The organism is Bradyrhizobium sp. NBAIM18, assembly GCF_020193825.1.
Lineage (GTDB): Bacteria > Pseudomonadota > Alphaproteobacteria > Rhizobiales > Xanthobacteraceae > Bradyrhizobium > Bradyrhizobium yuanmingense.
Genome location: NZ_JADYVO010000011.1, coordinates 160,100 through 172,113 on the forward strand (window position 1 = coordinate 160,100; position 12,014 = coordinate 172,113).

The window sequence follows — 12,014 nt, forward strand, 5'->3', positions numbered from 1 at the left end:
TATCCCGGGGGTCGCCTGCAGGATGCGGCTCAGGAGCCGCCAGGTGCGTCCGCCCCGCTGACCGCAGCGTCGCCGTGCTCGGCGGCAGCGGCACAATAGTCGCGCCAGAACTTTCGGTAGCCCGCCTCGAGCTCACGCGTGTAGATCTCGACATTGCCGGCGGGCGAGGCTGCGATCTGGGCCGGTAAGCCCGCGCGCAACTTCGCCAGATATTCGGGCTGCGAGGCAAACTTGCGGGCGATCTCGACATAGCCGTCGTCGTCCTCCGCGACCCAGTCGCCGAGGCCGACGGCCGCCACGATGGAGGCGCCGGCACGCGAGGAGGCTCCAATGCCGAGCTTGGCCACGACCGGAACGCCCTTGTAGAGGGATTCCCAGGTGCTGATGCCGCCGTTCTGCGGGAACGTGTCGAGGGAAATATCGATCTTGTCGAAGGCCATCAAATGGTCATCACGCGAGGTGGTGCCGAGGCAAGTGATGTCCTCCTCCGCAATACCCTGTGCGATGAAGCGTGCGACCAGGCTATCGCGCAGCAGGCCATCGTCGAGCAAACCATGCTTGAGGATGATCTTCGATCCCGGCACTTCCTGCATGATGCGCGACCACACGCGGATCGCATCATCCGAGATCTTGTAGATGCGGTTGAACACACCAAAGGTGACGTAGCCGTTGCGGAGCATCGGCAGCTCGGAGGGCTTTAGATTGGTGACCGGCTCCATCGTGATCAGGCACGGCAGATCGTGGATCTTCTCGGGAAACAGATGCCGGGCCGATGGCGGAATGAAAATGGGATCGGCGAGCACGTAATCCATGGTCGGCATGCCCGTACCCGTCGCGTGTCCGAAGCCGGTGGCCTGGATCGGAGCCGGCTTCCGGGCGAAGCATTGCAGCCTGTTGCCGGTCGTGTGGCCGGAAACGTCGATCAGAATGTCGACATTGTCGGCCTGAATACGATCGGCGAGCTCGTCGTCCGACATCTGCCAAGCGTCGACCCAGACGTCCGCCATCTGCTTGAACATGGCGGTGTACTCGTCTGCCCCCGGCCAGGCGTAATAGCAGACGATCTTGAACTTGGCGTGATCATGATGGCGCAACACGGGCAGCAAGGTGAGTCCCGCCGAGTGTTGTCGGAATTCGGCCGCGACATATCCGACCACAATCTGCTTGTCCGGATCCAGCGGCCGCTTCGGCAGCGTCCTTTGCGGAATCCTCGAGCCGATTGCATCCCACCAGGACTTTCGCACCGCCTGCTGGACCGCAAAATCCGCCTCCGCAAGGTAGTCCAGCAAGAAGATCTTGCCTCTGATCGCGTCTCCATAGTCCGGTCGCAGCGCCAGCGCGCGATCGAGATATTCAATCGCGGATTCCATGTCTCCCTGGTTCGAATAAGCGAAGCCCAGAAGCGCCAACCCCATCTCCGAGCGAGGATTTCGCTCGATCAAGGTCGTTGCGGCCGCCATCGCCTGCGCGGTCCTTCCCATGACGAGGCAGACCTGCGCCTTGCCCCGAAGGGCCAGCTCGAGCTTGGGCGAAATCGCAAGCGCCGCATCGAAATCCGCCAGCGCCTCCTGCAGGTGCTGCAGCTCGTAACTGAGCCGTCCGCGCTGGGCCAGAATTCGTGGCGCGCCTGGCTTGATTGCGAGGGCCTGAGCGAACTTGGCTGCAGCCTCCTCGTGGTGCCGCAGCTCCATGCTGACCATGCCGCTGCCGACGATGGCCTCGGCGTGACGCGGCTGAAACAGCAGGGCGCGATCGAAGCTCTCCTTGGCACGCATGATCTGCCCAAGCACGATCTCGACCATGCCGCGATTGCAGAGCGCATCGGCATAATCCGGTTTAATCTTGATGGCGCGCTCGTGCATCTCGAGCGCCTGTTCGTACAGCCCCATATGCATCAGCGTATTGCCGAGGTTGGTCAGCGCCACCGCGAAATTCGGCTTGAGCGCGATCGCCCTCTCCTGGCAGCGCCGCGCCTCCTCGTAATTGCCGAGGTCGAAATGCACCGTCGCGAGGTTGTTGTGGGCATCGTGCAGGCGCGGATCGAGCGCAATCACGCGCTCCAGCAGCTCTCTCGCCTCCTCGAGGCGCCGACCGTCATGGGCGCACATGCCGAGCAGGTGAATGGCATCGACATGATCCGGAAGGGCTTTCAGGATCTCGCGGCACAGCGCCTCTGTCTCGGCATATCGGCCCTGGCCATAAGCGTTGGCCGCAGCGGCAATGACGGCGTCGGCCTGCTTCATCAACTTCTTCTGCAATCGCGCATTCTGGAACGCGCGCGCGCCGCCGCCGCTATTCTGCAAGGTGTATCTCCGGAGGATGCCCTCAGCAGAGTCTAACTGATTCGCGAGCCTGGCCCGCCGGTCACCGGAGTCCTATCGCCTCCGGGATTTCCCGGGGCCCAGCGCAATCGTCCTACGCCACCTCCGAGGCGGCAGCGCAATAATCGCGCCAGAACCGGCGATAGGCCGCTTCGACCTCGCGCGTGTAAAATTCGACGTCGCCGGCCGGAGAGGCTGCGATCCGAGCCGGTAGATCCGCCCGCAGCTTTGCCAGGTAGGCCGGCTGCGCCGCGTAGTTGCACGCGATCGCGGCATAGCCCGCGTCATCCTCGGCGACCCAGTCCTCCAGGCCGACGGCGGCAACGATGGAGCCGCCGGCGCGCGACGAAGCGCCGCTGCCGAGCTTGGCGACCACGGGAACGCCGGCATAGAGGGACTCCCAGGTGCTGATGCCGCCGTTCTGCGGGAAGGTGTCGAGGGAAATGTCGACCATCGCAAAGGCCCGCAGATGCTCGGGGCGCGAGGTCGAGCCCATGCAGATGACGTTCTCTTCGGCGATCCCCTGTGCCGCGAACCGCGCGACCAGTCGATCGCGCAGCAATGGATCGTCAAGCAGCCCGTTCTTGACGATGATCTTCGATCCCCTCACCGCATGCATCACGTTCGACCACACCCGGATGGCCTCGTCCGAAATCTTGAAGATGCGGTTGAACACCCCGAAAGTGACGTAGCCGTTGCGGAGCATGGGTGGCTCTGAAGGCGGAATGTCCAGGATCGGATCGATCGTGATCAGGCACGGCAGGTCATGGACCCTCTCGGCCAGGAGATGACGGGCCGATTGCGGGATGAAGATCGGGTCCGCGAGCACGTAGTCCATGGTTTGAAGGCCTGTCCCCGTGGCGTGCCCGAAGCCTGTGACCTGGATCGGCGCCGGCTTGCGGGCGAAGACATGAAGCCTGCTGCCGGTCGTGTGCCCGGAGACATCGATCAGAATATCGATGCCATCGGCCTGGATGCGGTCGGCCAGCTCGTCATCGGACAATTGTGCGGCATCGACGAAGACATCCGCGAGAGGCTTGAAGCTCTCAGTCATCTCGTCCTGCACCGGCCAGCAGGAATAGCAGACGACCTTGAACTGGGCGTGATCATGATGGCGCAGCACCGGCAACAGAGAGTATGCCGCCGAGTGGTTCCTGAATTCGGATGCGACGTATCCGATCACGATCCGCCGGTCAGGATCGAGTGGCCGCGGCGCCAGCGTCCTTTGCTGCAGCTTCGCGCCGATCGCGTCCCACCAGTATTTCCGCGCGGCCTGCTGGGCGGCGAAATCGGCCTCCGGCAGGTAGTCCAGCACGAAGATCTTGTATCCGATCGCCTCCGGAAAATCCGGCGCGATCTCGAGCGCGGCGTCGAGGTGCGCGAGCGCTGTCAGGATGTCTCCCTGGTTCACATGGCACGCCGCCAAAAGCGCCAACCCCATCTCGGATTGCGGATTGACCTCGAGCAGCGTCTTGACGCCTGCCATCGCCCGCGCCGTGTTTCCCGCGAGAATGTCGATCTGCGCCCGCCAGCACAGCGCGAGCTCGAGCCGTGGCGATTGCGCCAGCGCCGCGTCGAGGTCCGCGGCCGCCTGCTCCAGCCGGGCTAAACTCAAATTGAGCCGTCCACGCTGCAGCAGAATCCGCGGCGAACCCGGCTTGATCGCGAGCGCGGCGTCGAAGGCGGCGCCCGCCTCCGCGAAGTGCCGGAGCTCGAGGCTGACCATCCCCCTGCCCGCGATCGCCTCGGCGTGAGATGGCTGAAACGACAGGGCGCGCTCGAAGCTCGCCTTGGCGCGTTCCAACTGGCCCGTCATCAATTCCGCCATGCCGCGGTTGCAAAACGCATCGGCATAATCCGGCTTCAGCCTGATCGCCCGCTCGTGCTGCCCGATCGCCTCGTTGCCGAGGCCGATGTGCAGCAGCGTATTGCCGAGATTGGTCAGGGTGATCGGACAATTCGGCTTGAGCGCGATGGCCTTCTCCTGGCAGGCGCGGGCGCTAGCGAATTTCTCCAGCGCGAAATAGACCGCCCCGAGATTGCCATGCGCATCGGGCGAACGCGGATCGAGCGCAATCGCACGCTCGAGCAGGAATTCCGCCTCATCGAGCCGCCCGCCGTCGAACGCGCGCAGGCCGAGCAGGTGCGTGGCATGAAAATGATCCGGCACCTCCTTCAAGATCTCGCGGCAGAGCATCTCGGCCTCATCGGGCCTGCCCTGCCCGAGTGCCTCGATCGCGAAGGCCATGACGGCGTCCGCCTGCTTCTTCAGCTTCTTTTCCAGTCGCGCATTCTGGTATGCGCGCACGCCGGCACTGCTCTGCAAGGTCTCTCTCCGGAGATGGTCCGAAAAGAAGCAAGCCGATTCGGATGGTGCCAGGCTTGCGGTCAGACCGGCGAGGCCAGGGGTCGCCGGACTCAGCGCAGAATCTGGCTCAGGAACAGCTTGGTGCGGGCGTGCTGCGGGGCGGCGAAGAACTCGTTCGGAGTGTTGGCCTCGATGATCTGCCCGGCGTCCATGAACACGACGCGGTTGGCGACCTCGCGGGCAAAGCCCATCTCGTGAGTGACGACCAGCATGGTCATGCCTTCCTCGGCGAGGTCGACCATGGTGTCGAGCACCTCCTTGACCATTTCGGGGTCGAGCGCCGAGGTCGGCTCGTCGAACAGCATCACCTTCGGGTTCATGGTGAGGGCTCGCGCGATCGCGACACGCTGCTGCTGGCCGCCGGACATCTGACCCGGAAACTTGTTGGCCTGGTGCGGGATCTTGACGCGCTCGAGGAACTTCATCGCCGTCACCTCGGCGTCCTTCTTGGGGATGTTGCGGACCCAGATCGGCGCCAGCGTGCAATTGTCGAGCACGGTCAGATGCGGGAACAGGTTGAAGCTTTGGAACACCATGCCGACTTCACGGCGGACCGCGTCGACGTGCTTGAGGTTCGGCCCGAGCTCGATGCCGTCGACGACGATCTCGCCTTCCTGGAATTCCTCCAGCGCATTGATGCAGCGGATCAGCGTGGACTTGCCCGAGCCCGAGGGGCCGCAGATCACGATGCGTTCGCCCTTCTGCACCGCGAGATCGACGTCACGCAGGACGTGGAATTCGCCGTACCATTTGTTCAGGCTGGAAATCTTGACGATGGGCTCGGACATGGGGGCCTCGATCAGTTGCGGCGGTGGGCGTTGAGGCGGTGCTCGACGAACAAGGAATAGCGCGACATGCCAAAGCAGAACAGGAAGTAGATGATCCCGGCGAAGGCGAAGCCGGTGAACGCCGTCGACGGCGTCGACCATTTCGGATCCGCGAACGAGGCGCGCAGCGAGCCGAGCAGATCGAACAGCGCCACGATCGAGACCAGCGAGGTGTCCTTGAACAGGGAGATGAAGCTGTTGACGAGGTTCGGAATGACGTGCCGCAGCCCCTGCGGCAGCACGATCAGCGAGGTCGTCTTCCACCAGGACAGTCCGAGGGCGGCGGCCGCCTCGCTCTGCCCGCGCGGGATGGCCGCGAGCCCGCCGCGGACGTTCTCGGCCTGATAGGCGCCGGTGAACAGCGCGATGCCGATCAGCGCACGCACCAAGCCGTCGACGCTGAAATTGCCGGGAAGGAACAGCGGCAGCATGTAGGTTGCGAAGAACAGCACGGTGATCAGCGGCACGCCGCGCCAGAACTCGATGAAGGCGATCGAGAAGATCCGGATCAAGGGAATCGTCGAGCGGCGGCCGAGCGCGAGCGCGATGCCGATCGGCAGCGAGGTGACGATGCCGGTGACGGACACCACCAGCGTCACCAGGAGGCCGCCCCACAGATTCGTCGTCACGATCGGCAATCCGCCGTGGTCGAGATCCATCAGCCTGATGACGATCGCGATGGCAATGAAGGTGGCGATGCTCGAGGCCAGAGCCCGCCCGCCGGTACGAACGCCGCCGCCGAGAACGAAGGCGATCAGGCAGACGATCCCGGCCGTGACGCCGAAATCCGCCCAGACCGGCTGGCCCGTGCCCTGGATATAATCGCGCAGCCAGGTGAGCGGAAAGATCAGCCAATGGATCACCGTGCCGAGCAGCACGATGAGGCTCCCGAGCACCCACAGCAGCGGACCGACCGCGGAGGCCCTGCTCGAGGTGAGCAGCGCCTGTCCGGCACCGACGATGCTCTCGTCGAACAATTGCAACAGGCCGGCCGTCCAGCTCAGCCCGAAGCCCTTGATGCCGCCGCCGTGCAGCAGGAAGAACGCCACCACCGGAAAGGCGACGAAGAACAGGCCGGCATTCAGGCTCTTCGCCGGCAGCCGCGGAATGAGCAGCGGCAACAGCAGCAGCACTGCAAGCAACAGCGTCAAGTTCACCCGCCAGCGCTCGGCCTCGGGATAGAAGCCGTAGATCAGTTGCGGGAGCTTCGCCTGGATGTAGGGCCAGCAGGCGCCGACCGCAAAGCCGGCGTTCTCGGCGAGGCACGCGGTGCGGTCCTTACCGCTCCAGACCGCATCGACCAACAGGAACTTGACGGAGGGAACGATGGTGAACCAGAGCAGCAAGGCGCCGAGGATCGTCAGCAGAATGTTGGTCGGCGAGTTGAACAGGCGCGTGCGCATCAGGCCGATGAAGCCCGTCGTCTTCACCGGCGCCGGACGCTCGGCCAGCAGGTCCTGGCGGACGAAGCTGGATGAGATGACATCGCTCATGCGCCGAGACTCCGGCTGACGCGCCAACCGTAGACGCTCATGATCGCGCTGGTGAGGAGCGAGATCAGGAGATAGACGCCCATCGTCATGGCGATGATCTCGATCGCCTGCCCGGTCTGGCTCAGTGACGTGCCGGCAAACACCGACACCAGGTCAGGATAGCCGATCGCGACCGCCAGCGACGAGTTCTTGGTGAGATTGAGGTACTGGTTGGTCAGCGGCGGCACGATGACGCGCATCGCCTGCGGCACGACGATGAGGCGGAGCGTTGCGCCGCGGCTGAGGCCGAGCGAAGATCCCGCCTCCATCTGCCCCTTGTGAACGGACAGGATGCCAGCGCGCACGATCTCGGCGATGAAGGCGGCGGTATAGGTCGCCAGCGCCACCGTCAGCGCCACGAATTCCGGGATGATGCGTGAGCCGCCGGCGAAGTTGAACCCCCTCAGCTGGGGCAGCTCGAAGGTGAAAGGCAGACCGAAGACCAGCATCGTGGCCAGCGGAAGCCCGAACAGCAGGGCCAGCACGGAAGGCCAGATGCGGATCACCTGCCCGCGCTGAAACAGCGCTCGCCTTGCGTAGACGCGCAGCGCCAGTGAGGCGACGATGCCGAGCGCCAGCACCGCGAGGAACGGCGCAAGACCGCTCTGACCGATCGGGCTGGGAATGACGAGGCCCCGATTGCTGATGAAGGCAATGCCGAACAGGGAAATGCTCTGCCGCGGATTGGGCAGGGCCGCGAGCACCGCCAGGTACCAGAACAGGATCTGGAACAGCAGTGGCAGGTTGCGGATGACCTCGACATAGATCTCGCCGACCCGCGACAGCAGCCAATTGGGCGACAGCCGGCACAGCGCGACGATGAAGCCGATCACCGTGGCGAAGACGATGCCCACCACGGAGACCACGAGCGTATTCAACAGCCCGACCACGAACACGCGCAGGAACGTGTCCGAGCCGGTATAGGAGATCAGGGTCTGGTTGACGTCGAAGCCGGCATTGTTCCTGAGGAAGCCGAAGCCGGCGGCGATGTGCTGGTTCTCGAGATTGGCCCGCGCGTTGGAGACGATCTCGTAGCCGATCCAGCCCAGGATCGCCGCGAAGGCAAACTGGACGGCAACGCCGTTCCAGCCTGCCTTGCCGCCCAGAATGCGCCGGATCTTCAGCGCGATCTGGGGCGGCGGTTTTCGAGCCTCGGTGCTCATGCCGCTGCCGGCCGATCAGGGCTGATCAGCGGATCGGCGGCGCGTACTGAAGACCGCCCTTGTTCCAGAGATTGTTGACACCGCGATTGATGCCGAGCGGCGAACCGGCGCCGACGGTGCGATCGAACACCTCACCATAATTGCCGACGGTCTTGACGATCCGCACCACCCAATCCTTGGTCAGGCCGAGCTGTTCGCCGAAATTGCCGTCGCTGCCGAGCACGCGCTTCAGCTCGGGATTTTCCAGCTTCGCCTTCTCGTCGATGTTCTTCGAGGTCACGCCGAGCTCTTCGGCGGTGAGCATCGCGAACAGCGTCCATTTCACGATGTCGAACCACTGGTCGTCGCCGTGCCGCACCATCGGCCCGAGCGGCTCCTTCGAGATGATCTCGGGCAGCACCATGTGGTCGTTGGGGCTGGCGAGCTTGAGGCGGTTGGCGTACAGGCCCGACTGGTCGGTGGTGAAGACGTCGCAGCGGCCGGCCTCATAGGCCTTGACGGTTTCGTCGTTGGTGGCGAACGCGATCACCTCGTACTTCATGTTGTTGGCCTTGAAGTAGTCAGCGAGATTCTGCTCAGTGGTGGTGCCGGTCTGCACGCAGACCGATGCGCTGTTGAGCTCGAGCGCCGAATTCACCTTGAGCGACTTCTTCACCATGAAGCCCTGCCCGTCGTAATAGGTCACGCCGGTGAAATTGGCGCCGAGCGAGGTGTCGCGCGAGATGGTCCAGGTGGTGTTGCGCGAGAGCACGTCGATCTCGCCGGATTGCAGCGCGGTGAAGCGGTCCTTGGCCGACAGCGGCACGAACTTGACCTTGGTCGGATCGTTGAAGATCGCGCCGGCAATTGCGCGGCAGACGTCGACGTCGATGCCGGTCCAGTTGCCCTTGTCGTCGGGCGAGGAGAAGCCCGGCAGGCCCTGGCTGACGCCGCAGGACACCATGCCCCGATCCTTGACGGTCTTGAGCGTTTGCGCATCGGCGGCTTGGGCGGTGAGGCCGGCGGCGAGAGCAAGGGAGAGAGCCAGGGTTACGCGTTTCATGGGCTTTGGGCCTTTCAAGGTCGTCTCAAGGTCAGGAATGTTGTCTTAGGATCGTCTCTGCCAAGCCAGGTCCTTCAAGAATCTGGCCTTGCAAGAGTCATGCTGGAAAACCTTGCCGAACACTCGCCGATCTCGGGAGCCCATACCTTCATCCCCGCCGCCGGCGCCCGCCATCTCTTGGCTGTGACGCGACGTCCGGTCAGGCAATGGATCGAAGGTCGCGGCAGGCCCCTCAACATGCGGCGACTGAATAGCACCTGCGCATCACAGAACGACTGGCGTTCCGGGTCAAGGGGTTGACGGGACTCTTCTGTGTTCTGTTATTAACGACCGCGGCCTTTCGGCCGGCCCAGGGGCGCAATGCGTCCGGTGGAAACGCGGTTTTGAAAGCAGGCCCATGGATTCTTCGTCCCCCCAAGAGCAGCACGCCGAGACCCGGCTGGTCACCTCCGGCCGCGACACCAAGGCGCAGAAGGGGTTCGTCAATCCGCCGGTCTTCCACGGCTCGACCGTGCTCTATCCGACCGCAGAGGACCTGCACGCCCATCGCGGCGAGTTCACCTATGGCCGTCACGGTTCCCCGACCACCAAGGCGTTCCAGGAGACGCTGATGGCGCTGGAGGGTCCGCAATGCGCCGGCGTCGGTATCGTGCCGTCGGGGCTGTCGGCGATCTCCACCACCCTGCTCTCGGTGCTCAAAGCCGGCGACCACATCCTGGTGGTCGACAACATCTATCGACCCTCGCGCAATTTCTGCAACGGCATGCTGACCCGCTACGGCGTCGAGACCACCTATTTCGATCCGATGATCGGCGCCGGCATCGACAAGCTGTTCAAGCCCAACACCCGGGCCGTTCTGGTGGAGGCGCCAGGCTCGCAATCGTTCGAGATGCCCGACATCCGCGCCATCGCCGAAGTCGCACATGGGCGCGGCGCGCTCGTCATCGACGACAACACCTGGGCGACGCCGCTCTATCACCGCTCGCTGGACCAGGGCGTCGACATCAGCATGCAGGCCGCGACGAAATATATCGGCGGCCATTCCGACATCATGTTCGGCACCATCTCGGCCAACGCCAAGGCCTGGCCGATGATTGCCGAAGGCATCCGCTTGCTCGGCGTCTGTGCCGGCCCCGACGACGTCTTCCTGGCGCTACGCGGCCTCCGCACGCTGTCGGTCCGGCTGGCGCAGCATCATCGCTCCGGGCTCGAGATGGCGCGCTGGCTGGCAGCAAGGCCTGAGGTTGCGCGCGTGCTGCATCCCGGGCTGGAGACCGATCCCGGTCATGCGATCTGGAAGCGCGACTTCACCGGCGCCTCCGGCCTGTTCAGCATCGTGCTGAAGCCGGCGCCGCAGAAGGCGGTCGACACCATGCTGAATACGCTGAAGCTGTTCGGCATGGGCTTTTCCTGGGGCGGGTTCGAGAGCCTTGCAATTCCCTTCGATTGCGATGCCTATCGCACCGCGACCAAATGGGCGCCCGGCGGCCCGACGTTGCGTCTCCACATCGGGCTCGAGAGCACCGACGACCTCAAGGCCGATCTCGATCGCGGCTTCGCTGCCCTGAAAGCGGCCATGTGAGCATCAGGATTGGGCATCTCGCCCAGCAACGTGCCAGGCTTCAACAAGCGGAGCCGAACGCTGGATCAGCGGTCCAGCGTTTTCGAGGCGGTGCCGCGGTTTTTCCAGATCAGCATGATGTTTCTGATATAGATGATGGTCGCGAGCGACTGTCCTAGGATAATGACGGGCTCGCGCTTCACGACGCCATAGACCAGCGTCATCAGCCCGCCGCCCATCGAGCAGAACCAGAACGCCATCGGCACCACGCTGTTGCCAGCGCGCTCGCTCGCGATCCACTGCACCAGGAAGCGCGCCGTGAAGAACAGCTGCGCGACCAGGCCGAATGCCAGCCAGAAGTCGAACTTGGCGACGAAGACGTCATAGAGATAATTGCTCAGCGCCTGACCGTATTGAATGATCATGCGTTCACCTCGGTCACTTCAGGCGTCGGCTTCTTGCGGCGGATCAGCCACCAGACGCCGGCAAGATCCATGATGCCGATCCACAGCCGGTCGAAGAAACCATAGTTGGACACGCCCGAATGGCGCGGCCGGTCGATCACGTCGACATAGGCGATGTCGTAGCCTTCGCGGCGGACCAACGCGGGAAGGAAGCGATGCAGCCCGTCAAAATAAGGCAACATCAAGAAGACGTCGCGGCGGAACGCCTTCAGCCCGCAGCCGGTGTCGCGCGTGCCGTCCTTCAGGATGGCGTTGCGAACGCCGTTGGCGATGCGCGACTGGAATTTCTTGAAGCCGGTGTCCTTGCGCCCGATCCGCTGGCCGGCCGCGAGCCCGACGCGCCCTGCTCCCTTCTCGACTGCCGCGATCAGGTCGGGCAGGAAGGCCGGATTGTTCTGGCCATCGCCATCGAGCGTCGCCACGATCTCTCCGCGCGCCGCGCGCACGCCGCTGCGCACGGCTGCCGACTGGCCGGCCGATCTTGCATGGCGAAGCTGACGCAGATTGCTCCGCTGCTTCATGATGGCGCCAAGCCGCTCGCCGGTGGCGTCGGTCGAGCCGTCGTTGACGTAGATGATCTCATAGGGCCAGCGGCCATCGAGTGCCGCGCCGATCTCCGCGATCAGCGGCGCGATGTTGTCGGCTTCGTTGCGCACGGGAACAACGATGGACACCGAAGGCTGGGACGTCGACAAATCGAGGCTCGTGGTTGGAATTGACCTGCCCAGGGGAACCG

Annotated in this window: 9 protein-coding genes; 1 reads left to right on the top strand and 8 read right to left on the bottom strand. The window is 64.0% G+C overall.

Going from position 1 to position 12,014, the window contains the following annotated elements:
• Nucleotides 1–29: 29 nt before the first annotated feature.
• The 6 genes from I6F17_RS23780 to I6F17_RS23805 form a co-directional block, all read right to left on the bottom strand.
• Entirely contained in the window at nucleotides 30–2,303 is a 2,274-nt protein-coding gene (locus tag I6F17_RS23780) for a tetratricopeptide repeat protein (RefSeq protein WP_225128759.1), read from the bottom strand.
• Between the two features lie 112 nt (nucleotides 2,304–2,415).
• The gene (locus tag I6F17_RS23785; RefSeq protein ID WP_225128757.1) at nucleotides 2,416–4,647 is read right to left on the bottom strand and encodes a tetratricopeptide repeat protein; all 2,232 of its coding nucleotides are present in this window, start codon (nucleotides 4,645–4,647) and stop codon (nucleotides 2,416–2,418) included.
• Between the two features lie 92 nt (nucleotides 4,648–4,739).
• A complete protein-coding gene (locus tag I6F17_RS23790; RefSeq protein WP_225128755.1) occupies nucleotides 4,740–5,477 on the bottom strand; it encodes an amino acid ABC transporter ATP-binding protein in 738 nt (245 codons plus the stop codon).
• A gap of 11 nt (nucleotides 5,478–5,488) precedes the next feature.
• Nucleotides 5,489–7,009 carry an amino acid ABC transporter permease gene (locus I6F17_RS23795; RefSeq protein WP_225128754.1) on the bottom strand — a complete coding sequence of 507 codons (1,521 nt, stop codon included), beginning with the start codon at nucleotides 7,007–7,009 and terminating at the stop codon, nucleotides 5,489–5,491.
• The gene (locus tag I6F17_RS23800) at nucleotides 7,006–8,211 is read right to left on the bottom strand and encodes an ABC transporter permease subunit (protein ID WP_036027974.1); all 1,206 of its coding nucleotides are present in this window, start codon (nucleotides 8,209–8,211) and stop codon (nucleotides 7,006–7,008) included. Before I6F17_RS23800 ends, I6F17_RS23795 begins: the two co-directional genes overlap by 4 nt.
• Before the next feature lie 25 nt (nucleotides 8,212–8,236).
• Nucleotides 8,237–9,253, bottom strand: coding sequence for an amino acid ABC transporter substrate-binding protein (locus tag I6F17_RS23805; RefSeq protein ID WP_057029155.1), 1,017 nt, complete (start codon nucleotides 9,251–9,253; stop codon nucleotides 8,237–8,239).
• Nucleotides 9,254–9,650: 397 nt separating this feature from the next.
• Here I6F17_RS23805 and metC point away from each other — a divergent pair, with 397 nt between their 5' ends.
• A complete protein-coding gene (gene metC, locus I6F17_RS23810) occupies nucleotides 9,651–10,835 on the top strand; it encodes a cystathionine beta-lyase (protein WP_128261755.1) in 1,185 nt (394 codons plus the stop codon).
• A 65-nt stretch (nucleotides 10,836–10,900) separates the two neighbouring features.
• Here metC and I6F17_RS23815 read toward each other — a convergent pair whose 3' ends face one another.
• Together I6F17_RS23815 and I6F17_RS23820 are read right to left on the bottom strand one after the other, a co-directional pair.
• The gene (locus I6F17_RS23815; RefSeq protein WP_025036223.1) at nucleotides 10,901–11,239 is read right to left on the bottom strand and encodes a lipid-A-disaccharide synthase N-terminal domain-containing protein; all 339 of its coding nucleotides are present in this window, start codon (nucleotides 11,237–11,239) and stop codon (nucleotides 10,901–10,903) included.
• Entirely contained in the window at nucleotides 11,236–11,973 is a 738-nt protein-coding gene (locus tag I6F17_RS23820) for a glycosyltransferase family 2 protein (RefSeq protein ID WP_225128751.1), read from the bottom strand. Before I6F17_RS23820 ends, I6F17_RS23815 begins: the two co-directional genes overlap by 4 nt.
• Nucleotides 11,974–12,014 lie beyond the last annotated feature (41 nt).

Excerpts from the sequence above, each read along its gene's own strand:
- I6F17_RS23790 (WP_225128755.1), bottom strand. The coding sequence starts at position 5,477 with ATGTCCGAGCCCATCGTCAAGATTTCCAGCCTGAACAAATGGTACGGC.
- I6F17_RS23795 (WP_225128754.1), bottom strand. The coding sequence starts at position 7,009 with ATGAGCGATGTCATCTCATCCAGCTTCGTCCGCCAGGACCTGCTGGCC.
- I6F17_RS23800 (WP_036027974.1), bottom strand. The coding sequence starts at position 8,211 with ATGAGCACCGAGGCTCGAAAACCGCCGCCCCAGATCGCGCTGAAGATC.
- I6F17_RS23805 (WP_057029155.1), bottom strand. The coding sequence starts at position 9,253 with ATGAAACGCGTAACCCTGGCTCTCTCCCTTGCTCTCGCCGCCGGCCTC.
- metC (WP_128261755.1), top strand. The coding sequence starts at position 9,651 with ATGGATTCTTCGTCCCCCCAAGAGCAGCACGCCGAGACCCGGCTGGTC.
- I6F17_RS23815 (WP_025036223.1), bottom strand. The coding sequence starts at position 11,239 with ATGATCATTCAATACGGTCAGGCGCTGAGCAATTATCTCTATGACGTC.